This is a genomic window from Pantoea dispersa, assembly GCF_035783935.1.
Classification (GTDB): Bacteria; Pseudomonadota; Gammaproteobacteria; order Enterobacterales; family Enterobacteriaceae; genus Pantoea; species Pantoea dispersa_C.
This window is the reverse complement of record NZ_JALKOV010000001.1, coordinates 111,745-135,688: the sequence shown is the minus strand read 5'-3', so window position 1 is coordinate 135,688 and position 23,944 is coordinate 111,745. Positions and strand designations below refer to the sequence as shown.

General features: G+C 58.2%; 23 protein-coding genes and 3 tRNA genes. 6 read left to right on the top strand and 20 right to left on the bottom strand.

Annotated elements, in window-relative coordinates; genetic code table 11:
• Positions 1-60 precede the first annotated feature (60 nt).
• Positions 61-813, top strand: a complete 753-nt coding sequence (gene gpmA, locus MXF20_RS00715; protein WP_325967049.1) for a 2,3-diphosphoglycerate-dependent phosphoglycerate mutase — start codon at positions 61-63, stop codon at positions 811-813.
• Between the two features lie 63 nt (positions 814-876).
• Here the strand turns inward: gpmA and aroG are convergent, their stop codons facing one another.
• Positions 877-1,929, bottom strand: a complete 1,053-nt coding sequence (aroG, locus tag MXF20_RS00710) for a 3-deoxy-7-phosphoheptulonate synthase AroG (protein ID WP_325967048.1) — start codon at positions 1,927-1,929, stop codon at positions 877-879.
• Positions 1,930-2,226: 297 nt separating this feature from the next.
• Between aroG and MXF20_RS00705 the strand changes: the two genes are divergently transcribed.
• The 4 genes from MXF20_RS00705 to zitB all read left to right on the top strand — a co-directional run bounded on the left by MXF20_RS00705 (position 2,227) and on the right by zitB (position 7,264).
• Entirely contained in the window at positions 2,227-2,583 is a 357-nt protein-coding gene (locus MXF20_RS00705) for a YbgS-like family protein (RefSeq protein ID WP_325967922.1), read from the top strand.
• A gap of 103 nt (positions 2,584-2,686) precedes the next feature.
• Positions 2,687-3,271 carry a response regulator transcription factor gene (locus MXF20_RS00700; protein ID WP_325967046.1) on the top strand — a complete coding sequence of 195 codons (585 nt, stop codon included), beginning with the start codon at positions 2,687-2,689 and terminating at the stop codon, positions 3,269-3,271.
• Positions 3,253-6,333 carry an ATP-binding protein gene (locus tag MXF20_RS00695; protein ID WP_325967045.1) on the top strand — a complete coding sequence of 1,027 codons (3,081 nt, stop codon included), beginning with the start codon at positions 3,253-3,255 and terminating at the stop codon, positions 6,331-6,333. The genes MXF20_RS00700 and MXF20_RS00695 overlap by 19 nt, the downstream gene beginning before the upstream one ends.
• Positions 6,308-7,264: a CDF family zinc transporter ZitB gene (zitB, locus tag MXF20_RS00690; protein WP_021508521.1), complete on the top strand. Its 957-nt coding sequence runs from the start codon at positions 6,308-6,310 to the stop codon at positions 7,262-7,264. Before MXF20_RS00695 ends, zitB begins: the two co-directional genes overlap by 26 nt.
• Here zitB and pnuC read toward each other — a convergent pair.
• From pnuC to MXF20_RS00675, 3 genes are all read right to left on the bottom strand, one after another.
• Positions 7,258-7,980 carry a nicotinamide riboside transporter PnuC gene (gene pnuC, locus MXF20_RS00685; RefSeq protein ID WP_325967921.1) on the bottom strand — a complete coding sequence of 241 codons (723 nt, stop codon included), beginning with the start codon at positions 7,978-7,980 and terminating at the stop codon, positions 7,258-7,260. The two genes, zitB and pnuC, sit on opposite strands and share 7 nt — an antisense overlap.
• Before the next feature lie 25 nt (positions 7,981-8,005).
• On the bottom strand, positions 8,006-9,067 hold the full coding sequence (gene nadA / locus MXF20_RS00680) for a quinolinate synthase NadA (RefSeq protein ID WP_325967044.1): 1,062 nt from the start codon (positions 9,065-9,067) through the stop codon (positions 8,006-8,008).
• Between the two features lie 126 nt (positions 9,068-9,193).
• Positions 9,194-9,709 (bottom strand): methylated-DNA--[protein]-cysteine S-methyltransferase, encoded by a 516-nt coding sequence (locus tag MXF20_RS00675; RefSeq protein WP_325967042.1) that lies wholly within the window; start codon positions 9,707-9,709, stop codon positions 9,194-9,196.
• Positions 9,710-9,868: 159 nt separating this feature from the next.
• On the opposite strand from MXF20_RS00675, the gene MXF20_RS00670 reads away from it, so the two are divergent.
• Positions 9,869-11,329, top strand: coding sequence for an AlkA N-terminal domain-containing protein (locus MXF20_RS00670; protein ID WP_325967920.1), 1,461 nt, complete (start codon positions 9,869-9,871; stop codon positions 11,327-11,329).
• A gap of 437 nt (positions 11,330-11,766) precedes the next feature.
• Here MXF20_RS00670 and MXF20_RS00665 read toward each other — a convergent pair.
• From MXF20_RS00665 to sucC, 16 genes are all read right to left on the bottom strand, one after another.
• Positions 11,767-11,842, bottom strand: a tRNA-Lys gene (locus tag MXF20_RS00665).
• 32 nt (positions 11,843-11,874) lie between these two features.
• Positions 11,875-11,950 (bottom strand) — tRNA-Lys (locus MXF20_RS00660).
• Positions 11,951-12,000: 50 nt separating this feature from the next.
• Positions 12,001-12,076: transfer RNA gene (locus MXF20_RS00655), tRNA-Lys, on the bottom strand.
• Positions 12,077-12,242: 166 nt separating this feature from the next.
• Positions 12,243-13,034: a cell division protein CpoB gene (cpoB, locus tag MXF20_RS00650; RefSeq protein ID WP_325967041.1), complete on the bottom strand. Its 792-nt coding sequence runs from the start codon at positions 13,032-13,034 to the stop codon at positions 12,243-12,245.
• 9 nt (positions 13,035-13,043) lie between these two features.
• Positions 13,044-13,562 (bottom strand): peptidoglycan-associated lipoprotein Pal, encoded by a 519-nt coding sequence (gene pal / locus MXF20_RS00645; protein ID WP_021508527.1) that lies wholly within the window; start codon positions 13,560-13,562, stop codon positions 13,044-13,046.
• Positions 13,563-13,626: 64 nt separating this feature from the next.
• On the bottom strand, positions 13,627-14,922 hold the full coding sequence (gene tolB / locus MXF20_RS00640) for a Tol-Pal system beta propeller repeat protein TolB (RefSeq protein ID WP_141497052.1): 1,296 nt from the start codon (positions 14,920-14,922) through the stop codon (positions 13,627-13,629).
• A gap of 116 nt (positions 14,923-15,038) precedes the next feature.
• Positions 15,039-16,298, bottom strand: coding sequence for a cell envelope integrity protein TolA (gene tolA / locus MXF20_RS00635; RefSeq protein WP_021508529.1), 1,260 nt, complete (start codon positions 16,296-16,298; stop codon positions 15,039-15,041).
• A 25-nt stretch (positions 16,299-16,323) separates the two neighbouring features.
• Entirely contained in the window at positions 16,324-16,752 is a 429-nt protein-coding gene (gene tolR / locus MXF20_RS00630) for a colicin uptake protein TolR (RefSeq protein WP_021508530.1), read from the bottom strand.
• A 13-nt stretch (positions 16,753-16,765) separates the two neighbouring features.
• Positions 16,766-17,452 carry a Tol-Pal system protein TolQ gene (tolQ, locus tag MXF20_RS00625; RefSeq protein ID WP_010616001.1) on the bottom strand — a complete coding sequence of 229 codons (687 nt, stop codon included), beginning with the start codon at positions 17,450-17,452 and terminating at the stop codon, positions 16,766-16,768.
• The gene (gene ybgC / locus MXF20_RS00620) at positions 17,449-17,871 is read right to left on the bottom strand and encodes a tol-pal system-associated acyl-CoA thioesterase (protein WP_168714917.1); all 423 of its coding nucleotides are present in this window, start codon (positions 17,869-17,871) and stop codon (positions 17,449-17,451) included. Before ybgC ends, tolQ begins: the two co-directional genes overlap by 4 nt.
• Before the next feature lie 177 nt (positions 17,872-18,048).
• Positions 18,049-18,342: a cyd operon protein YbgE gene (ybgE, locus tag MXF20_RS00615; RefSeq protein ID WP_325967040.1), complete on the bottom strand. Its 294-nt coding sequence runs from the start codon at positions 18,340-18,342 to the stop codon at positions 18,049-18,051.
• Positions 18,342-18,455, bottom strand: a complete 114-nt coding sequence (gene cydX / locus MXF20_RS00610) for a cytochrome bd-I oxidase subunit CydX (RefSeq protein WP_010615998.1) — start codon at positions 18,453-18,455, stop codon at positions 18,342-18,344. The genes ybgE and cydX overlap by 1 nt, the downstream gene beginning before the upstream one ends.
• Before the next feature lie 15 nt (positions 18,456-18,470).
• Positions 18,471-19,610, bottom strand: coding sequence for a cytochrome d ubiquinol oxidase subunit II (cydB, locus tag MXF20_RS00605; RefSeq protein WP_021508533.1), 1,140 nt, complete (start codon positions 19,608-19,610; stop codon positions 18,471-18,473).
• Positions 19,611-19,621: 11 nt separating this feature from the next.
• Complete coding sequence (gene cydA / locus MXF20_RS00600) at positions 19,622-21,193, bottom strand: cytochrome ubiquinol oxidase subunit I (protein ID WP_325967039.1); 1,572 nt, start codon at positions 21,191-21,193, stop codon at positions 19,622-19,624.
• 673 nt (positions 21,194-21,866) lie between these two features.
• Positions 21,867-22,742 carry a succinate--CoA ligase subunit alpha gene (gene sucD, locus MXF20_RS00595; protein WP_021508535.1) on the bottom strand — a complete coding sequence of 292 codons (876 nt, stop codon included), beginning with the start codon at positions 22,740-22,742 and terminating at the stop codon, positions 21,867-21,869.
• Entirely contained in the window at positions 22,742-23,908 is a 1,167-nt protein-coding gene (sucC, locus tag MXF20_RS00590) for an ADP-forming succinate--CoA ligase subunit beta (protein WP_006118458.1), read from the bottom strand. Before sucC ends, sucD begins: the two co-directional genes overlap by 1 nt.
• Between the last annotated feature and the right edge of the window lie 36 nt (positions 23,909-23,944).

The window sequence follows — 23,944 nt, the reverse complement described above, 5'->3', positions numbered from 1 at the left end:
ATCAGTGGCCGCAGCCGGTTTCTATCATCATCGAAACATTAAGCATTAAGGAGTAAAGCTATGGCCGTAACTAAGCTGGTTCTGGTGCGCCACGGCGAAAGCCAGTGGAATCAGGAAAACCGCTTCACCGGATGGTACGACGTGGATCTGTCCGACAAGGGTCGCACCGAAGCCAAAGCAGCCGGTCAGCTGCTGAAGAAAGAAGGTTTCGTGTTTGATTTTGCCTACACCTCCGTGCTGAAGCGTGCCATCCACACTCTGTGGAACGTGCTGGATGAGCTGGATCAGGCCTGGCTGCCGGTTGAAAAAACCTGGCGTCTGAACGAGCGTCACTACGGTGCGCTGCAGGGCCTGGACAAAGCGGAAACCGCGGCCAAATACGGCGACGATCAGGTGAAACAGTGGCGCCGTGGCTTTGCCGTTACGCCGCCGGAGCTGGATCGTAACGACGAACGCTTCCCGGGCCACGACCCACGCTACAAATCACTGACCGACGCGCAGCTGCCGACCACCGAAAGCCTGGCGCTGACCATCGAACGTGTTATTCCATTCTGGAACGAGAGCATTCTGCCGCGTATTAAAAGCGGTGAGAAAGTGATCGTCGCCGCGCACGGTAACTCACTGCGCGCGCTGGTGAAATACCTCGATAACATGAGCGAAGATGAGATCCTCGAACTGAACATCCCAACGGGCGTACCGCTGGTGTATGAGTTCGACGAGAACTTCAAGCCAATCAAACATTACTATCTGGGTGATGCTGACGAGATCGCGGCAAAAGCCGCCGCCGTTGCTAACCAGGGTAAAGCGAAGTAAGTTCACGCTGAAACGCAAAAGGCCAGACGCGAGTCTGGCCTTTTTTTATGCCGTGCGCTGCGGTTAGCCGCGACGGGTTTTGATCGCCTGCGCCAGCTGACGCAGCGCTTTTTCGGTGTCGTCCCAGCCAATACAGGCGTCGGTGACGCTCTGGCCGTACACCAGCGGTTTGCCGCTGTCGAGGCTCTGGTTGCCTTCCACCAGATGGCTCTCGATCATCACGCCGGTAATCGCCTGCTCGCCGCCAGCAATCTGCTGCGCCACGTCTTCGGCGACCACCATCTGACGCTGGAACTGCTTGCTGCTGTTGGCGTGGCTGAAGTCGATCATCACCTGCGGACGCAGACCCGCTTTTTCCAGCCCGGTTTTCACCGCCGCAACGTGTTGCGCGCTGTAGTTTGGCTCTTTACCGCCGCGCAAAATGATGTGGCAATCTTCATTACCGCTGGTTTCGACAATCGCCGAATGACCATATTTGGTGACCGACAGGAAACAGTGCGGCGCGCTGGCAGCACCGATTGCATCGATGGCTACTTTGATGGTGCCGTCGGTACCGTTTTTGAAGCCGACCGGACAGGAGAGTCCGGAAGAGAGCTCGCGGTGCACCTGCGATTCAGTGGTACGCGCGCCAATGGCGCCCCAGCTCATCAAATCTGCCATGTACTGCGGGGTAATCATGTCGAGGAACTCACCGGCGGCTGGCAGTCCGGTGTCGTTGATATCCACCAGCAGCTTACGCGCCAGGCGCAGGCCGTCGTTAATCTGGAAGCTACCGTCCATGTAAGGATCGTTGATCAGCCCTTTCCAGCCCACCGTGGTACGCGGTTTTTCAAAGTACACGCGCATCACCACTTCCAGCTCACTCTTCAGCTCCTCGCGCAACGTCAGCAGGCGAGCGGCATACTCTTTGGCCGCCTGCGTATCGTGGATGGAGCACGGCCCAATCACCACCAGCAGACGGTCATCTTCACCGTGCAGAATGCGGTGAATGGCCTGGCGTGCCTGGGCAACGGTTTGAGCGGCTTTATCGGTGGCGGGGAATTTTTCCAGCAGCGCAACAGGGGGCAATAACTCTTTGATCTCTCTGATGCGTAAATCGTCGTTCTGGTAATCCATACTTATTCCATTCAAATTTCTGGCCCTGCGTACGCCGGGCGCAACCTGTCCAATGTATCCCTTCAGGCACCAGGTGTAAATTATGTCCTGCGCGCAAATGGCTCGCCCGGATTTGCATTTATTCGTTTCTGAACTAAGCTTTTTAAACGTAAGCACTGAGGAATGAGGTGCTTTCGCTATTTATATTCATGCCGAACACTCATGACGGAATTAAATTCCGTCGCGGCACGCTTTTTTCGTCAAACAGCACCAGCGGGTGTCACGCGGCAACTATCCATTTATTACAGGAGCATAATGATGAATAAGTTTGCATTGATTTTTCTGACGGCAGCGATGACTTTAGGCAGCGGCGCAGCACTGGCTGCGGATAACAACAACGGCCAGGCGAATGCGTCAGCAGAAGCCGGTGCAGCCGCGGGCGGCGCGAAAGAGAATCTGCCGCCAAATAATGTTGATAATAGCAACATTAATAATGGCAGCATGAACACCAACGGTGCGGCGACTTCTGGTACCAGCTCCGGCAATATGTCGGCCAGCCAGGAACACAAAAATACCATGTGTAAAGATGGTCGCTGCCCGGATATGAACAAGAAAGTTGAAACCAGGGAAGGCGGTGGTCACGTCAAACATAAAACTGACGGCACCACGCAGTAATTCACGCGGAGCGTGATGCAGGGCGAGCTTCGGCTCGCCCTGTTGTTTTTCCCCTGCCCTATTTCCGCTATGCTAACGCTATGAAATTCACAGGAACTGTTTCATGGCTTCGCTGCTGCTTATCGATGATCACCCGTTAGTTGAAGTCGCGCTGGAAGCGGCCTGCCTCAACGCCCCCATTCCGTTACAGCTCTACGCCGCCGGCGACGAAGCTCAGGCGCGCCTGCTGCTGCAACAGCATCCTATTGACCTGATTGTGCTGGATATCGGCCTGCCGGACAGCGATGGTCTGGAGCTGCTGCGCCGTCTGCGCGCGCGCCATCCGCAGTGTCCGGTGCTGATTTACTCGGCCCAGCAGAGCCGCCACACGCTGCTTAGCGCCGCTTCGTTCGGCGCTGCCGGCTATGTGGTGAAGAGTCAAAGCATGGCGCAGCTGCTGAGCGCGATTCTGGCGGTGCTGGGTGGCCAGCAGGCGTTTCCGCCGCTGCCGGAGCGCATCGCGCTGCCGCTTACTGAGAAAGAGCAGCAGATTGTGGCGCTGCTGGTGCGCGGGCTGTCGAATATTCAGATTGGCGAACAGCTGCACATCAGCAACAAAACCGTCAGCACCCACAAGAAAAACATTCTGGAGAAGACCGGCGTGCAGTCGGTGGTCGAGCTGGCAGAACTGTGGAAAGCGCAGCAGTGACACGCTGGCTGCCGTTGCTTTTCCTGCTGTTTAGCCTGCTGGCGCGCGCCGGGCTGCAGCCCGCCAGCAGCGTGATGCTGCCCGCCATGATGCCCGCGCCGCACGCCGAGCCGTGGCCGGGACCGGTGCTGCGCGTGGCGGTGCCGGCGCAAAACAGCGCGCCCTGGGCGATGCGCATCGGCGATCGCATCTGGGGCATTGATGCCGACTATCTCAGCGCCCTCAGCCAGCTGAGCGGCAGCACCTTCAGCCTGCACGGTTATCCTGACTTTGCCGCACAACTGGCGGCGCTGCAGCGTGGCGACGTGGATATGGTGCTGAGCACCCGCCAGCGCGATCTGCCCGCCGACGTACTGACCAGCGAGAGCTGGTTCACCAGCCCGATGCGCATCTACCGCAATCGCGACAACCAGCGCGCGGTGATGTTCAACAGTGACAACGCCCAGCTGACCATCGCCGCCGACACGCTGGCGCAGCTGCCGCCCACCTTTGCACATCGCCACCGCTGGCAGACGCTGCCCGGCAATTTGCAGGCGCTGTATGCCCTGCTGAACCAGCAGAGCGACTATCTGGTAGCCGATGAAGCCAGCGCCGGTTTCCTGCTCAGCCAGCTGCAGCAGGGACAGATTTATCAGATCACCGCCGATCCCGGTGCCGGCGAGCTGTCGCTGCGCGCGCTGACGCGCGATCCGGCATTAATCGCCTGGCTCAACCGCCAGCTGCGCTTGCTGCCGGCGGAATTCAGTAATCGCGTGCAGCAGCGCTGGAGTCCACCGCTGCTGCGCTATCAGGATACGCAAACCCTGATGCTGACGGGCGAAGAGAAACAGTGGCTGGCGCAGCAGGATGCCATCCCTTATGCCGCCGAGAGCGATAACGCACCGTGGAGCTATCGTGATGCCAGCGGCAACGCGCGCGGCTTCGGTATTGACCTGCTTAACGCGCTGAGCCAGAGCACCGGCCTGCGTTTCACGCCGCGCTGGGTCAATAATCCACAGCAGGCCGCCAGTCTGTTGCAGCAGCAGCAGGTGATGCTCAACCTGCTGCAGCCGCTGTACGGTGATGATGCCAACCGCACGGCGCTGCCGGTGTGGCGCGCCATCTGGGGCATTTATACGCTGTCCGATCGACAGCCAGTGGGCTGGTCCGCGCTGCACGCTCAGCGCGTCGGCGTGCTGCGCGGCGATCTGGCGCAGCGCCTGCTTCCGGCAGACATCACGCCCCAGCTGTTCGACGATCGCGCCCAGCTGTGGCAGGCGCTCAACAGTGGCCAGATTGATGCGCTGGTGGATAACGTGCTGTCGGCGCGCTGGCGCATGGCCAGCCATGAGGGCAACCGCGTGCATCTCGCCTTTGTGGCCAGCGATATCGCCTGGCCGCTGGCGCCGCAGGTGAGCGCACAGCAGCCGCAGCTGAGCGCCCTGCTCGACCATGCGCTGCAGCAGATTCCGGCGGATACCCTGAACCAGATGCGCGTCAGCTGGTCGCAGCCGCCGCAGCCTGGCACCACCATGACGATGCGCAATGTGCCGCTGCTGATTTTGATCGCCGCCGCCGTGATCATCCTGCTGTTGCTGGTGCTGCTGCTGCGCCGCTATCTGCAGCAGCGACGTGACCGCTTACAGCGCGAGCAGGCGGAGCGCGCCAACGCCGCTAAAAGCCAGTTTCTTGCCACCGCCAGCCACGAGCTACGCACGCCGATGCAGGCGATACTGGGCCTGCTGGAACTGGAACAGCAGCAGCATCCCAGCGCGCGGCTCGATGTAATGTACAGCAGCGCCCGTTCGCTGATGACGCTGCTGAACGACCTGCAGGATCATGCGCGCATCGAGAATCACAGCTTCCGCCTGACGCCGCGCCCGCTCGATCTCACGCTATGGCTACAGCAGCAACAGCAGTTTTATCACCCGCTGATGCGCGATGGCGGTCCGCAGCTGCACGTAGCGGCGCTGACGCCGCTGCCGGCCAGCGTGATGCTCGACAGCGATCGCCTGCAGCAGGTGGTGAACAACCTGGTGGCCAATGCGCTGAAATTTACCCGCCACGGCGAAATCCGCCTGACGCTGGCGGTCACCGGGGATATCGCGCTGACGGTGAGCGACAGCGGCAGCGGCATTCCGCTCAGCGAGCAGGCGCAGCTGTTTGAACCGTGGTATCAGGCGCCGTCGGGCAAGCGCCATGCGGTGCAGGGCAGCGGCCTCGGGCTGTTTATCTGTCGCGAGATTGTACAGCGCATGGGCGGCACGCTGTCGCTGGACTCCGCACCGCAGCAGGGCACCACGGTGAGCGTGCGCCTGCCGCTGGAACCCTGTGCGGCGACGGCGACAGATGACGCCACGCACTGGCCACACTATCCGCAGCTGCGCGTGGCGATTGTCGACGATCACCCGACTAATCTGCTGGTGATGCAGCAGCAGCTGGCGAGCTTTGGCATTACTGCGGCGGTGTTTGAGGATGGCCGCGAACTGCTGCGGGCCGATGCGCAGCAGCCGTTTGATGTGCTGTTTATCGACCAGATGATGCCGCGCCCGGATGGCCTGACGCTGCTGCGCATCCTGCGCCGTCGTCAGCGCCAGCGCGTACAGCCTGCGCTGCGCGTAATGTGCTCCGCCGACGTCCAGCTGCTGAAACAGCCGCTGCAGGCGCACGAAGCGCAGCTGGTCAAGCCGATTACCCTGCGGGATATCGCGCCGCTGCTGGCGCAGGCGGTGCGCGATCCATTACAAGTGCTGCCAGACAGCCTGCAGATTCTGGCGCAGCACAATCCGGCCTTTATTCCGCGTATTTGCCACACCCTGCAGCGTACGCTGCAGCAGGATCGTGATGCGCTGCTGCAGGCCAGCGCAGCCGCAGACTGGCCGCAGCTGGCGCGCGCGGCGCACCGCCTGAAAGGCAGCTGGCTGATGCTTGGCATTGACGATGTGGCCGCCCGCTGCCAGCAGCTGGCCGACGCGGCAAAACAGCATCAGCCTGACCGTGAAAATCTCAATTTACTGATATCATTAACGAACAGGCTACTTAACCAACTGGAACGTTATGGCACACACTCATTCTCACAGTGAGCACGGCGGCAACCGCACGCGTCTCGCCGCCGCGTTTGGCGTCACCGCGCTGTTTATGGTTGCCGAGGTCATCGGTGGACTGGTGTCCGGCTCGCTGGCGCTGCTGGCCGATGCCGGACATATGCTCACCGACGCCGCCGCGCTGCTGATGGCGCTGCTCGCCGTGCAGTTCGCCCGGCGCAAACCGAATGCGCGTCACACCTTTGGCTTGCTGCGTCTTACCACGCTGGCCGCGTTTGTTAACGCCATCGCGCTGCTGGTGATTACGGTCCTGATTGTCTGGGAAGCGCTGCGCCGTTTTTATCAGCCTGAGCCGATTGAAGGCGGCCTGATGCTCGGCATCGCCATTGCCGGCCTGCTGGCGAATCTGCTGTCATTCTGGCTGCTGCACCGTGGTAGCGAAGAGAAGAATCTCAACGTGCGCGCTGCCGCGCTGCACGTGCTGGGCGATCTGCTCGGTTCGGTGGGCGCAATCGTGGCGGCAGTGATCATCATGCTGACCGGCTGGACGCCAATCGATCCGATTCTGTCACTGCTGGTGGCGCTGCTGGTGGTGCGCAGTGGCTGGGCGCTGCTGCGCGAGAGCCTGCACGAGTTGCTGGAAGGCGCACCGACGCATATCGACGTGGATAAGCTGGCGCGGGCGCTGACGCGGCACATTGATGAAGTGCGCAATGTGCATCATGTGCATGTGTGGCAGGTGGGCGAAAAGCCGGTGCTGACGCTGCACGTGCAGGTGATCCCGCCGTACGATCACGACGGCCTGCTGCGACGCATTCATCAATATCTGCACCAGCATTATCAGATTGCCCATGCCACGGTGCAGATGGAGTATCAGCCCTGCGTCGGCCCGGACTGTGAATTATGCGAGGAGAGCGGCACGCAGCACGAGCACGCCGCGCTGGAAGGTCACGCGCATCACCATCACTGACGTGACAGCGCGCGCGAACCCTGTTCCCGTGCGCTCTGCATCCACAGGCGCGTGCCGTTCAGCGCGATCAGCGTCAGAATGGCGTACTCCAGCGCCATGGCATATACGCCCTGGCGCGCAAAGATCATCACGCTGATGACGTTGATCCCCACCCACAGCAGCCAGTTCTCAACGTATTTGCGCGTCATCAGGATCATCGCCACAATCGACAGCACCATCATGCAGGAATCCCAGAACGGGAAGGCATCCGGCTGCAACTGCGGCATTGCCACCTCAAGGCCGAGCGACTGCATCAGGCCCACTGCGGTGCGCGTGAGAAACGCGAACACCGGGTCGATATAGCGCGTCATCAGCGCAATGGCGATCACGCAGGCGGCGCCCCAGCCGATGGCTTTCGGCAGCGGCAGCCAGCGGATTTTCAGCGCCGCTTCATGGCTGCTGGTCTGCCGGCTCCACGCGTACCAGCCGTACACGTTGGCGACAAAGAAGAACAGCTGCAGCAGCAGGCTGGCATACAGCTGAATCTGAAAGAAAATCACCGCAAACAGCGTGACGTTAATCAGACCAAACAGGTAGTTGATGATTTTTTCCTGGCTGGCGAGCCAGATACACAGCAGGCCGGCCAGCGTACCGATCGCCTCAATCCATGACAGATCGTAGCCGCCGACGCCAATCGGAATATGTACCAGGATATTGTGTGTGCTAAAGAAGTCCATCATCTGCACCTGTCTGCAAGCCGCCTCAGGCGTTCCCTTTCAGCGTAAGTTTGAGTTGTGCTGCAAAGTCTAGCATGCGGTTGAGCGGCAGTAACGCCGCCTGACGCAGCGCGGCATCAACGTGGATCTCATGCTGTGCGCCGCCGTGCGCCAGCCCTTCAGCGATGGCCTGCAGGCCATTCATCGCCATCCACGGACAGTGCGCACAGCTGCGGCAGGTCGCACCTTCGCCGGCGGTTGGCGCTTCCAGTAACTCTTTATCCGGTACCGCCTGCTGCATTTTGTAAAAGATGCCGCGATCGGTCGCCACAATCATCTGTGGATGCGGCAGCGTTTTGGCGGCCTGAATCAGCTGGCTGGTGGAACCGACCGCATCGGCCAGCTCAACGATCGCCTGCGGGGATTCCGGGTGCACCAGCACCGCCGCGTCAGGATAAAGCGCTTTCATGCGCTGCAGCGCCTGGGTTTTGAACTCATCATGCACGATGCAGGCGCCCTGCCAGCACAGCACATCAGCGCCGGTTTGCTGCGTCACGTAACGGCCCAGATGGCGGTCCGGTGCCCAGATAATTTTTTCACCGCGGCTATCGAGATATTCAATCAGCTCAACCGCAATGCTGGACGTCACCACCCAGTCGGCGCGTGCTTTTACCGCCGCCGAGGTGTTGGCGTACACCACCACGGTCCGATCCGGATGCGCATCGCAGAAGCGGTTAAATTCGTCAATCGGGCAACCGAGGTCGAGCGAGCACTCCGCCTGCAGCGTGGGCATTAGCACGGTTTTTTCCGGGCTGAGGATTTTGGCGGTTTCGCCCATGAAACGCACGCCGGCCACCAGCAGGGTTTGCGCCGGATGCTGGCTGCCAAAGCGCGCCATCTCGAGGGAATCCGCCACGCAGCCGCCGGTCTCTTCGGCCAGCGCCTGGATTTCTGGATCGGTGTAGTAGTGCGCCACCATCACCGCATCGCGTGCCTTAAGCAGGCGTTTGATTTCCGTGATGTAATCGGCTTTTTCCTGCGGGCTGAGGCGCGCCGGTTTCGGCGGGAAGGGATAGATAGCGCTTTCAGCATCAAACATTGCACTCATGACACGGCTCTCGTTTTATCGATTTAACAAAATCGTCCACCAGAACGATGATGCGGCATTAAATCCGCCATCGTGTTTTATATGCTAAACACAATAGCGGATAACGCCGAGCCTGTCGTGTGATTTTTATGCGGGCAGCACCAGCTGTGCGCCGGCCTGCGCCTGCTGTGGGCTCTCCAGCTCAAGCAGAAATGCTTTTACCGCCAGGCCACCAGCAAAGCCGGTGAGCTTGCCGTTGCTGCCGATCACCCGATGACAGGGCGCCATGATCGACAACGGATTTTTACCGTTGGCAGCGCCGACGGCACGTACCGCTTTCGGATTGCCGATCTGCTCAGCGATTTGCAGATAGCTGCGGGTTTCACCAAATGGAATGGTGAGCAGCGCCTGCCAGACCTTTTTCTGAAACGGCGTGCCGACGGTGTCGTACGGCATGTCAAACTGCTGGCGCTCGCCGGCAAAATACTGGCGCAGCTGGCACTCGGCCTCGCACAGAATCGGATGCTGGTCGTTGCGCGTGATTGGTTTGAGCGGCACGCGCTGTGCGCCTTCGTTTTCCCACAAAATCGCCGACAGACCGCGATCCGTGGCGATGAGCGTCAGTTCTCCGACGGGCGTCGTGATAATTTTGGCGTGATACATGGTTGCACCTCCGGCATGGGCTATGCGAATGATTATCGCATTTCCGAGCAGCAAAACTGGCCGTTTTCGGCCATGAGCATAAACTGGTTAGCTGTCCGAAAGCAGCCAGTTTTTCCTTCACACCTGCGCGACGATGGCGTTTATTTGCCGGAGACGATGATGTTTGATCCTGAAATTGCTTACCAGGCGCTGACGGCGCGCGACAGCCGTTTCGACGGCGTGTTTTTTGTCGGCGTGACCTCAACCGGTATTTACTGCCGCCCGATCTGCCCGGTAAAAGCGCCGATGCAGAAGAACTGCCTGTTTTTCACCAGTGCCGAAGCGGCTGAGAAAGCGCACTTTCGCCCCTGTCTGCGCTGCCGTCCCGAGCTGGCACCCGGTTCGGCGCCGGTCGACAGCCATCATCGCATCGCCGACCGGCTGATTCGTCGTATCGAAGAAGGCTTGCTGGAAGAACAGGAGACGCTGGCTGAGATCGCCAGCGAGTTTGACCTGAGTGAACGCCAACTACGCCGGGTGATTCAGCAGGAGCTGGGTGTGTCGCCGCTTGAACTGCGGCAAACGCGGCGCATGCTGCTGGCGAAGCAGCTCCTGACTGAAACCGCACTGCCGGTGACCGAGATTGCCTATGCCAGCGGGTTTCGCAGCCTGCGCCGCTTTAACGACGTGTTTCAGGCTCGCTATCGCATGACGCCATCACGTCTGCGTAAGCAGATTCAGACGGAAAACCTGAATGGCGAGCAGCAGAGCGCCGAACTGCGCCTTAGCTATCGGCCCCCTTATGACTGGGACGCCATCCTCGATTTCCTGCAACAGCGCGTGATGAAGCAAGTCGAGTGGGTCAGCGAGGGCGTTTACCATCGCACCGTGGCGCTTGGCCAGTGTCGTGGCTGGGTGTGCGTAAGTCATCTGCCAGAGAAACAGGCGCTGAAAGTACAATTTACCACCACGCTGACGCCGGTGCTGCCGGCCCTGCTGCGCCGTTTGCGCGATCTGTTTGATCTGGATGCCCAGCCACAGCGCATCAGCGAGCAGCTCAGCCAGGATCCGTTATTGGCTGCGAGTCTGGCTCGCTATCCGGGTTTGCGCGTTCCTGGTGCGTTTGACGGCTTCGAGCTGGCGGTTCGCGCCATCCTCGGCCAGCAGGTAACAGTGAAAGCCGCGACCACGCTGAGCAGTCGCGTGGCGGAGCGTTTTGGCGCGCCCCTCACCACGCCGTGGCCCGCACTCTCCCGCTTACCGCCTGCGGCAGAATCACTGGCTAGCGCCTCCCTCGATGATATTGCCAGCCTCGGTATTGTGAGCGCCCGCGCACAGGCGATCCAGGCACTGGCCGGGGCCTGCGCGTCGGGAGCGCTGCGCTTCAATGGCGCGGTTAATCCGGACGTGGTGCAGCAGCAGTTGCTAGCGCTGAAGGGTGTCGGACCGTGGACGGCGAGCTATATCGCCATGCGCGCCCTGCGCTGGCCGGATGCCTTTCCGAAAGAGGACATTGCGATCCGCAATAATCTCGGTGGCGTGAGCGCAAAGGTCGCAGAGCAGATGTCGCAGGTGTGGCGCCCGTGGCGCAGTTACGCAGTGCTGCATATCTGGAAGAGCCTGACGCCGGAAAAGCGCTAGCGTCAATCTCTGGATGCCAATAGCAATCCAATTACTACTGCACTTGCAGTGCCATCAAGCCGGCCATACCGGGGCGGCTCCGTAAAGTCGCCGTAAATACATCCCTGTAGGCTCTGCCGGCGCATCCATGCGCCGGAAGCTTTACTCCCCCGCCCCGGTATAGCCGTCTTTGTTAACGCCCTCTGCGATTCACTGTCGCCCCTAACGGGTCGCCACTACGAATTACCGCAGCTATGAGGGTTGAAAGCCAGTTAAGGCGGGTGCGGAGGAGCGAAGCGTCCGAGCCATGGATGGCGAGGCCGATCCACAGGGATGTGAGGTTCCTTTGCGATCCGCCCCGCCTTATCTGGCCGGTGCACAACCTCAAAGCGACCCATCTAACACCATAAAAACGCAAAAAAGCAAAAAGGCGCCTTTAGGGCGCCTTTCTACATAACTGGTGGGTCGTGCAGGATTCGAACCTGCGACCAATTGATTAAAAGTCAACTGCTCTACCAACTGAGCTAACGACCCGCTCGGGATGTGGCTTACAACTTTCGACTTGATGGTGGGTCGTGCAGGATTCGAACCTGCGACCAATTGATTAAAAGTCAACTGCTCTACCAACTGAGCTAACGACCCATCAAGGTTGTGAAGCAAACTGAAGTGACATCAAAACTGAACGGTTGAGATGGTGGGTCGTGCAGGATTCGAACCTGCGACCAATTGATTAAAAGTCAACTGCTCTACCAACTGAGCTAACGACCCATCTTCAGTGCTGCCGATACTTGTTAAGATATGTCCCGGCAACGGCGGCATATATTACTGATTTAGCGGGAGGGCGCAACCCTTATTTTCCGCTAAATGTCTCAACTGCTTACCTTTCATGCGGCAAGACCAGAAATCAGACGAAATCCGGTCTTAACTGCAGCAATTACATCGCAGCGAGCCGTTTTTGTGCCTGCTTAGCAGACTCCGAGTTAGGGAACTGTTTGATCACCTGCTGGTAGACCGCTTTCGCTTTCGCTGTGTCGTTCTTCTCCTGCATAATCACCCCAACCTTAAACAGCGCTTCTGCCGCTTTTGGCGATTTCGGGTAGTTTTTGACTACAGTGGCAAAATAGTAGGCCGCATCGTCCTTTTTGCCTTTGTTGTAGTACAACTGACCCAGCCAGTAATTGGCATTCGGCTGATAGGTGGAGTCCGGATACTTCTTCACCCACGCCTGCAGCGCAGTAATCGCCTGGTCGTACTGCTTCTTCTCAAGAATCAGCGCGACGGCAGCATTGTAATCGGTGTTGGCATCGCCGGTTTGTGCGGGTGCAGCGGCAGCCGTATTGCTGCTCCCCGCATCAGCGTTTCCCGCTGCGGCACCGGCTGCTGCATCGGCACCACCGCTGGCCTGCGCACCATTACTGCTGCTCAGACTGTCGATCTGCTGATAAAGCTGCTTCTGCCGCTCAATCACCTGATTAAGCTGATAACTGTTCTGCTGGATCTGCCCGCGCAGCGAATCGATATCGCTTTGGTTATCACTCATCTGCTGCTGCAACTGCTGCAGAAGCTGAGCCTGGGCATTGGAGATACGTTCAAGAGTGGTGACACGGTCTTCGACCGAGCCTGAGCCAACGCTACTGATTGACGCCTGGGCATTAGCGGCCCATGGGGCCGCTACGCCAACCAGTAACGACAGACTCAACAGATGAAGTCTGAAGTTACTAATCATGTGATTCTCTTAGTAAACCAGTACGGCACGACGGTTTTTAGCGTAAGCCGCTTCGTCGTGACCCAGTACAGCAGGTTTCTCTTTACCGTAAGATACGATAGACATCTGGTCAGCAGACACGCCTTTACCCTGCAGGTACATTTTAACGGCGTTAGCACGACGCTCGCCCAGGGCGATGTTGTACTCTGGGGTGCCGCGCTCATCCGCGTGACCTTCGATGGTCACTTTGTAAGATGGGTTGCTGCGCAGGAAAGCAGCGTGCTGATCCAGCATCTGAGCGTACTCAGACTGCACGTCATACTTGTCCAGACCGAAGTAAACGATGTTGTTCTGCTGCAGCTGCTGCATCTGCAGACGCGCCTGCTCGTCAGAAGACATGTTGCCGTTCTGGCCAGCGCCAGCGCCGTATGCACCGTCAGCACCCATGCCGGTCTGATCGTTGTTGTTGTTTTTGTGAGAGCTACATGCAGCTACCGCGATAACCGGCAGAGCCAGCATCAAACCCTTCAGCACTTTGTTCAGTTGCATTTCTTTATCCTATTATTTTGTTTGCCATACATTTTACTCCCCCGCCAGGCGAGGGAGCGATGCATCACAGATACGGCGACCAGGCAGGGAATTTGACCTGTCCATCAGTTGCCGGAAGACGCGCTTTGAAACGCCCATCGGTTGAAACCAACTGCAACACGGAACCCATCCCCTGAGTAGAGCTATAGATTACCATCGTGCCGTTAGGAGCCAGACTTGGCGTCTCATCCAGGAACGTGTCCGTTATTGTCTGAACGGCTCCCGTTTCCAGATCCTGTTTGGCGACGTGCTGCGCGCCACCGGCGCTGCTGATCATCACCATCGTTTTACCGTCAGATGACACATCCGCATCCTGGTTCTGAGCCCCTTCCCAGGTAATGCGTTGTGGCGTTCCGCCGTTAACGTTAACTTTGTAAATCTGAGGCGCACCGGCCTGATCCGAGGTGTAAGCCAGCGTCTGGCTGTCCGGGAACCAGGTAGGTTCGGTGCTGTTGTAACGGCCATCGGTGACCTGACGCGTCTGACCGGAGGCCAGATCCATCACGTACAGGTTCAGGCTACCGGTTTTCGACAGCGCGAAGGCCAGCTTAGAGCCGTCCGGCGAGAAGGCCGGCGCACCGTTGTGGCGCGGATACGAAGCCACCTGACGGATAGCACCGTTAGACAGCGTCTGCACCACCAGCGCCGATTTACCGCTTTCGAAGGTCACGTAAGCCACTTTGCTGCCGTCTGGCGACCAGGCCGGTGACATCAGCGGCTGCGGCGAACGGTGCACGACAAACTGGTTGTAACCATCGTAGTCAGAGACGCGCAGCTCGTACGGGAACTGACCGCCGTTGGTCTGCACCACGTAGGCGATACGGGTACGGAATGCACCTTTGATACCGGTCAGCTTCTCAAACACTTCATCGCTGGCGGTATGCGCTGCATAGCGCAGCCACTGTTTGGTGACTTTATAGGAGTTCTGCGCCAGTACGGTGCCCGGTGCGCCACCGGTATCCACCAGCTGGTAAGCTACCTGGTAGCTGCCATCGGCGTTCGGCGTAACCTGCCCGACCACCACGGCATCAATACCCAGTGCGCTCCACGCGGCAGGCTGTACTTCCTGTGCGCTGGTCGGCTGCTGTGGCAGACGCGAACGATCCAGCGGGTTGAATTTACCGCTGTTACGTAAGTCGGCTGCGACGATGCCACCAATGTCTTCTGGTGCAGCGCCCGGACCGGCCCACTGGAACGGCACCACACCAATTGGGCGTGCGGTATTCACGCCCTGCGTAATTTCAATGCGTACTTCCGCGTGCAGCATCGCTGCCCACAGCAGTACAAAAAAACCTAAGGTTACACGAAGTGCCTGCTTCATCTTATCTCCCTTATCTGAACCTGAGTTCATGATAATTCGCACAGTTCCTGAAAAAACACGAGTACTCATAGAGTACGGCAAGCTAACCTTAGTTCAACCTGCCGTACGTTACTGCATTATTCTGGTTTGAAACGCATCGGTGCGTTCTTGAACACTTCATATACGGCCTGCGAAGGCGGTTTCGGAATGCGTGCCTGCTTCGCTGCGGTAATCGCCGCCTGACACAGCGCCGGATCGCCGCCTTCGGCTTTCACGTCAATCAGCAAACCATCCGGTGCCAGTTTAATCCGCAGATCGCAGCTTTTGCCGCGATACAGATCGGCATCGTAGAAGCGGCTCTGAATCGCACTGGTGATCTGACCCAGATACGCATTCACCTCAGCACCTGAGGCACCCGCCTTCTTCTGATTGCCCTGACCTGCCGCCGCGCCACCGCCAGAAGCGGCACCGCTTTTCGGTGCATTCTTACCGGAAGAGAGACCGCCTAACAGATCATCGACGTCGCTCTCATTCTTCGCCGCTTCGGCAGCCGCTTTCTTCTTCGCATCAGCCGCAGCTTTGGCTTTGGCTGCCGCATCCGCTTTGGCTTTCGCTGCTGCCTCAGCTTTCGCTTTGGCCTCGGCGGCTGCTTTCTCTTTCGCGGCTTCTGCGGCTTTCTCTTTGGCTTCCTGCGCGGCTTTAGCTTTGGCATCCGCCGCGGCCTGAGCTTTGGCTTCCGCCTCCGCTTTGGCTTTCGCTTCAGCTGCGGCTTTCGCCTGCTGCGCGGCTTTCTCTTTCGCCGCTTCCGCCGCTGCCGCTTTGGCCTGCTCTTCCGCTTTCTTCTTCGCGTCAGCTGCGGCCTGCTTCGCCTGCTCTTCCGCTTTGGCTTTCGCATCCGCTGCGGCCTTCGCCTGAGCATCGGCCTGCGCTTTGGCATCGGCTTTGGCTTTCGCTGCGGCCGCTTCTGCGGCTTTCTGCTGCTCCTGCGCCTGTTTCGCTGCTGCTTCAGCCGCTTTCTGCTGTTCTGCCTGCTGCTTCGCCTGCTCTTTGGCTTCCTGCTGCGCCTGCAGACGCTCTTTTTCCAGCTCTTTCAACCGCTGCTGTTCGGCGGCCTGCTTCTGCTGCAACTCTTCCGCCTGCTGCTGTGCCTGCTTCTGACGCTGCTGCTCGGCGCGCTGACTGTCACTCTGCTGATTCTGCTGACGGTTATACTGCTCAACCACCGCGCCAGGATCGACCATCACCGCGTCGATATCACTGCCGCCACCGCCGCCGCTGGCTTCGATATGTTCGTTAAACGAGCTCCAAATCAGCAGGGCGATCAGCACGATGTGCAGAATCACCGAAATGATTATCGCGCGTTTTAACTTCTCGTTCTGCTCGGTTGCCTTCGACACTCTCGGTTCCCAAAAACGGTTCGCGTTAAATCGGCTGCGTCATCAAACCGACGGATTTCACGCCAGCCTGATGCAACAGGTTCAGCGCCTTGATGATTTCGTCGTAAGGCACATCTTTCGCCCCACCAATCAGGAAGACCGTCTTCGGATTGGCTTCAATACGGCGCTGCGCTTCGCTCACCACCTGTTCCGGCGGCAGCTGCGTCATACGATCGTGATCCACCACCAGGCTGTACTGCCCTACCCCGGCCACTTCCACGATCACCGGCGGATTGTCGTCGCTGGAAACGGTTTTCGAATCGGTGGCATCCGGCAGGTCCACTTCCACGCTCTGCGTAATAATCGGCGCGGTTGCCATAAAGATGAGCAGCAACACCAGCAGCACGTCCAGCAGCGGAACAATGTTGATTTCCGACTTAAGGTCGCGACGCCCGCGACCACGGGTTCTGGCCATCGTTAACCTCGACTTACTTGCTGTTGTCGGTAGAGAAAGCCTGACGATGCAGGATAGCCGTGAACTCTTCCATAAAGTTGTCGTAGCCCTGCTCCAGCTTGTTTACGCGCTGGTTCAGACGGTTGTACGCCATAACGGCAGGAATGGCCGCGAACAGACCAATTGCGGTGGCGATCAGCGCTTCGGCGATACCGGGCGCGACCATTTGCAGCGTGGCCTGTTTTACCGCACCCAGTGCGATAAAGGCGTGCATGATCCCCCACACCGTACCAAACAGACCGATATACGGGCTGATGGAACCGACGGTGCCGAGGAACGGGATATGGTTTTCCAGCGCTTCCAGTTCACGGTTCATGGAAATACGCATGGCGCGGCCGGCCCCTTCAACGACGGCTTCCGGCGCATGGCTGTTGGCGCGATGCAGGCGGGCAAACTCTTTAAAGCCCGAGTAGAAAATCTGTTCAGACCCGCTCAGCTCATCACGGCGCGCCTGGCTCTCCTGATAGAGACGCGACAGCTCGATGCCGGACCAGAACTTGTCCTCGAACGCCTCGGCCTCACGCCCCGCCGCGTTAAGAATGCGGGTGCGCTGAATGATGATTGCCCAGGAGGCAATAGAAAAGCCGATCAAAATCAACATGATAAGTTTGACCAGAAGGCTCGCCTTCAGGAACAAATCAAGAACGTTCATGTCAGTCACTGCTTGAACTCCGCGACAATAGACTTGGGAAGCGCAATCGGCTTCATTAGATGTGGGTTGATGCAGGCAATCAGGACGTCTGCTTCATTGAGCACTTTGCCTTCAGCATTCACGATACGCTGCGAGAACGTCATGGTTGCGCGCGTCATTGCTGTCACTTCGCTCTGGATCTCCAGAAGGTCGTCGAGACGTGCCGCGGCAATAAAGTCCACCGTCATGCGCCGTACCACAAAAGCCACCTGCTCTTCCAACAGGGCCTGTTGATTGAAATGGTGCTGGCGCAACATCTCGGTACGTGCTCGTTCATAAAAAGCAAGATAGCTGGCGTGGTAAACCACACCACCGGCGTCAGTGTCTTCGTAATAGACCCGAACCGGCCAGCGAAACAGCGTTGTACTCACTCTACATCCCGGTCTCATTTTAAACGTTGCTACTATACGCAAGAGAGATCGGCTTGGGAATGGTCCGCCAGAGCCAGGAGAAAATAATTATCAGACGTTAACAACTGGAAGGATTTTTGGGAGATTTCCTGACCAACCACTGACAAAAACTCACGTCAGCAGCGGTAAAACAGCCCTTCCGGGCTGAGACAGAACTTAATGGTAGAACCAGTAAATTCCCAGCGCCAGCACGATCAGCGCCGGTAGCGGGGCAAACAGCGCCTGCCAGCGGGCACGCTGTGGCCGAAAGCCGGTGCCGTGAATCACGCCGCTGCACACCGCCCAGATTAACAATAATCCGTGCCAGATAGCGAGCTCACTGGTGCGTGCGGCAAAGCGCGCCGGCTGCCAGATGACGCATCCGGCCAGCCACAGTGCCAGAATCAGTGAAAGGGCCCGCAGCGGGCCCTTATCCATCAGACAATACAGCGACTGTATCAGGCTGCGCATCAGAGCTTATCGTCCTGCGCGCCGCCCTCTTCTACATGCTCGATCGCCAGTGCCGTGACCACGCCAAACGCACAGGCCAGCAAGGTGCCGAGAATCCAGGCAAAATACCACATGCTCAATCTCCTCAATCAGTACAGGGAGTGCGTATTGCGCTCAATGTGTTCTTTGGTGATGCGGCCATACATCTTGTAGTAACACCAGCTGGTGTAAGCCAGAATAATCGGCACAAAGATGATGGCTGCCACGGTCATGATCTGCAGCGTCAGCAGGCTGGAGGTTGCGTCCCACATGGTCAGGCTGGTGCCTGGCACGGTGCTGGATGGCATGATGAACGGGAACAGCGCAATGCCCGCCGTCATAATGACGCACGCCAGCGTCAGCGAAGAGAAGATAAACGCCCATGCGCCCTTCTCCATGCGCGAACACAGGATCGTCAGCAGCGGCAGCAGCGCACCCAGCAGCGGGAACAGCCACAGCACCGGCATCTGTTCAAAATTGACCAGCCAGGCACCGGCTTCACGCACCACGTCTTTACCCAGCGGGTTAGACGCCGCGTGATGATCGATTGCGCTTTTCAGCACGTAGCCATCAATGCCGTACTTCACCCAGACGCCGGCCAGCACAAAGCCCACCAGCATCACCAGTGCGCTGATTTGCGCCGCGGTGCGGGAACGCAGGTGCAGTTCGCCGCTGGTACGCATCTGCAGGTAAGTCGCGCCCTGGGCCAGAATCATCGCGACGCTGATCACCCCCGCCAGCAGGCCAAACGGATTGAGCAGCTGGAAGAAATTGCCGGTATAGAACAGGCGCAGGTATTCGTCAGCATGGAACGGCACGCCCTGCAGCAGGTTACCGAACGCCACACCAATCACCAGCGGCGGCACAAAGCTGCCAATGAAGATGCCCCAGTCCCAGGCACCGCGCCAGCGCATATCCTCGATCTTCGACCGGTAGTCAAAACCCACCGGACGGAAGAACAGCGAGGCCAGCACCAGAATCATCGCCACGTAGAAACCGGAGAACGCCGCGGCATACACCATTGGCCAGGCGGCAAACAGTGCGCCACCGGCAGTGATCAGCCAGACCTGGTTGCCGTCCCAGTGCGGCGCGATGCTGTTAATCATAATGCGACGTTCGGTATCGGTGCGACCGAGGATGCGGGTCAGCATACCCACGCCCATATCGAAGCCGTCGGTGACGGCAAAACCGATCAGCAAAATGCCAATCAGCAGCCACCAGACAAAACGCAACACTTCATAGTCAAACATGGTCGCTCTCCTTATCCACGCGCCGGTTGAGTCACAGCTTGCGCTGTTTCATGGTGATAGCGGCCGGTTTTCAGGCTGCTTGGACCAAGGCGGGCAAATTTGAACATCAGATACATTTCCGCCACCAGGAACACGGTATACAGGCCGCAGATCAGAATCATCGAGAACAGCAGATCGCCGACGGTCAGCGACGAGTTAGCCACCGCGGTTGGCAGCACCTCACCAATCGCCCACGGCTGACGGCCATATTCAGCGACAAACCAGCCGGCTTCGACGGCAATCCACGGCAGTGGAATCCCGTACAGCGCCGCTTTCAGCAGCCAGCGATTCTTACCGATGCGGTTACGAATCACGCTCCAGAACGACAGCGCAATGATGCCCAGCAGCAGCACGCCACACAGCACCATGATGCGGAAGGCGAAATAGAGCGGTGCCACGCGCGGAATCGAATCCTGCGTTGCCTGCTGGATTTGCGCTTCCGTGGCGTTCGCCACGTCCGGGGTATAACGCTTGAGCAGCAGACCGTAGCCGAGATCCTGTTTATGCGTCTCAAACTCACTGCGCACCGCCGGATCTTTACTGCCGGCACGCAGCTCGTTCAGCAGCGCATAGGCTTTCATACCGTTACGGATGCGCACTTCATGCTGCGCCAGCAGATCTTTCAGACCGGTGACCGGCGTATCGACGGAACGCGTAGCAATTAAACCGAGCAGATACGGGATCTGGATGGCGTACTTGTTCTCCTGCGTCGCCTGATCCGGCACGCCAAACAGCGTAAAGGCCGCCGGCGCCGGCTGGGTTTCCCATTCGGCTTCGATGGCGGCCAGCTTGGTTTTCTGCACATCGCCCATTTCATAACCGGATTCGTCACCCAGCACGATGACCGACAGCACGGCAGCCATACCGAAGCTGGCAGCGATCGCAAAGGAACGTTTAGCAAACGCGATGTCGCGCCCTTTCAGCAGATACCAGGCGCTGATGCCCAGAATGAACATCGCACCGGTGGTGTAGCCCGCGGCCACGGTATGCACAAATTTCACCTGCGCCACCGGGTTTAGCACCAGCTCGGAGAAGCTCACCATCTCCATACGCATGGTTTCGAAATTGAATTCGGAGGCGATCGGGTTCTGCATCCAGCCGTTCGCCACCAGGATCCACAGCGCGGACATGTTCGAGCCGAGTGCCACCAGCCAGGTCACCGCCAGGTGCTGCACTTTACCGAGGCGATCCCAGCCGAAGAAGAACAGGCCGACAAAGGTGGATTCAAGGAAGAACGCCATCAGGCCTTCGATGGCCAGCGGCGCACCGAAGATATCGCCGACGTAGTGGGAGTAATAAGACCAGTTGGTACCGAACTGAAATTCCATGGTCAGGCCGGTGGCCACACCCAGCGCAAAGTTGATACCAAACAACTTGCCCCAGAATTTGGTCATATCTTTATAAATCTGTTTTCCCGACAGGACATAGACCGTTTCCATGATCGCCAGTAAAAACGCCATACCGAGCGTTAAGGGCACGAACAGGAAATGGTACATCGCCGTCAGGGCAAACTGTAAACGCGACAGCTCGACAATATCTAACATGATGACTCCTTGCTCCTCGCATGAACTCATCCTGCGAATAACAACCACAAACAGCGGGCAGTGCGATGCAGAATAAGGTCAGGAACGACTGATTATTGATTCCAGTTTTGTTACCGACAGCACAATGCGTACTGCGGCCCGAAGTGAGCGAGTAACAGTGGTGAAAATTCCCCGAAAAACCGATCGCTTCAGCCTGTTTCGAGCAGGAGTAAGATGAGGAGGCGACAGAATTGATATGACAACGCCTGGCACAAACTCCTGAAAAATGATGAAAAAGACTGAATTGATGCAGCGCAATTTATACCGGTTGGGTTGCTTTTAGCCAGCGGTAAAGTTTGCTATATATCGCCTTTTATTGATCTGGATTAAGACAATAATTTTCCAGATATGTAGTGTTAGAGTTGTTGTTAATTAGTTGTCATAAATCGATAGCGCAATTAAGAAAACAATTACCTTTCCCGTAATTATTTAACCTCTTTGTCGCCCGGCAGCATAAAGCTTTGCGGCAAAAGCACGCCTCTTTGCCCTTCTTTACGCACTGCAAATAAGCATAGCCGCAGAACCTGCTACCGTTACGTTTTTACTGCAAATGTGTGAGGACGGCTACTGGCCGTGCATTACAGCCATAAAAAAAGCCACCCGCAGGTGGCTTTTTTCTTTCAGCAGCAAAAACTTATTTCGCTGGCAGTACCGCTTTCACTGCGTCGCCGATATCGGCCAGGCTGCGCACGGTTTTTACACCGGCCGCTTCCAGCGCAGCAAATTTCTCATCAGCAGTGCCTTTACCACCGGCAATGATGGCGCCGGCGTGGCCCATACGCTTGCCTTTCGGCGCCGTTACGCCGGCGATATAGCCGACCACAGGCTTGGTCACGTGCTCTTTGATGAACGCCGCGGCTTCTTCTTCAGCGCTGCCGCCGATCTCACCGATCATCACGATCGCTTCAGTCTGCGGATCGTCCTGGAACATTTTCAGGATGTCGATGAAGTTGGAGCCTGGGATCGGGTCACCGCCGATGCCCACACAGGTGGACTGGCCGTAGCCGATGTCGGTGGTCTGCTTAACCGCTTCATAGGTCAGCGTACCGGAACGCGACACGATACCCACGCGGCCTGGCTGGTGAATGTGGCCCGGCATGATGCCGATCTTACATTCGCCTGGGGTGATCACGCCCGGGCAGTTCGGGCCGATCATGCGCACGCCTGCTTCGTCCAGCTTCACTTTCACGGTCAGCATATCCAGCGTCGGGATACCTTCGGTGATGGTGATGATCAGTTTGATGCCCGCGTCGATCGCTTCCAGGATACCGTCTTTGCAGAACGGTGCCGGCACGTAGATCACGGTGGCGGTGGCGCCCGTGGCTTCTACCGCTTCGCGCACGGTGTTAAACACCGGCAGACCGAGATGGGTGGTGCCGCCTTTACCTGGCGTCACACCGCCAACCAGCTGCGTACCATAGGCCAGCGCCTGCTCAGAGTGGAACGTTCCCTGGCCACCGGTGAAACCCTGGCAAATGACTTTGGTGTTTTTGTCGATCAGAATGGACATTATTTACCCTCCGCAGCAGCAACAACACGCTGTGCCGCGTCTGTCAGGCTGGTTGCTGCAATGATGTTGAGACCGCTGTCCGCCAGTTTCTTCGCGCCCAGCTCGGCGTTGTTACCTTCCAGACGTACCACGACCGGTACGTTGACACCCACTTCAGCCACCGCACCGATGATGCCGTCTGCGATCAGGTCGCAGCGCACGATGCCGCCGAAGATGTTAACGAATACCGCTTTCACAGCATCGTCAGACAGGATGATTTTGAAGGCTTCGGTAACGCGCTCTTTGGTTGCGCCGCCGCCAACATCAAGGAAGTTTGCAGGCTGACCACCGTGGTGTTTCACGATGTCCATGGTGCCCATTGCCAGACCGGCGCCGTTGACCATACAGCCAATGTTGCCTTCCAGCGCGACGTAGTTCAGTTCCCACTGGGTCGCGTGGGCTTCACGTGGGTCTTCCTGGCTTGGGTCACGCATTTCACGCAGCTCTGGCTGACGGAACAGGGCATTGCCGTCGGCACCCAGTTTGCCATCCAGACAGATCAGGTCGCCCTGTTTGGTGATCACCAGCGGGTTGATCTCAACCATCGCCAGATCGCGCTCCAGGAACATGGTCGCCAGACCCATGAAAATTTTGGTGAACTGGCTGACTTGCTTACCGGTCAGGCCCAGTTTGAATGCCAGCTCGCGGCCCTGGTATGGCTGCGGACCGGTCAGTGGATCCAGCGCCATTTTGTGGATCAGGTGCGGGGTTTCTTCCGCCACTTTCTCGATTTCCACGCCGCCTTCGGTTGATGCCATGAAGATCACGCGACGGGTGGCACGGTCAACCACCGCACCCAGATACAGCTCCTGATCGATGTCGGTTGCCGCTTCAACCAGGATCTGGTTTACCGGCTGGCCATTCGCGTCAGTCTGGTATGTCACCAGACGTTTGCCCAGCCAGTTTTCAGCGAAAGCACGGATGTCTTCTTTAGAGTTAACCACCTTCACACCGCCCGCTTTACCGCGGCCACCGGCATGAACCTGACATTTCACCACCCACGGACCCGCGCCAATTTTCGAGGCGGCTTCTTCGGCTTCACGTGGCGTGGTGCAGGCGTAGCCAGTCGGTGCTGGCATACCATACCGTGCAAACAGCTGCTTCGCCTGGTATTCGTGTAAGTTCATGATGTTCTATCCATTCAGATCTAAACAGGGTTAATT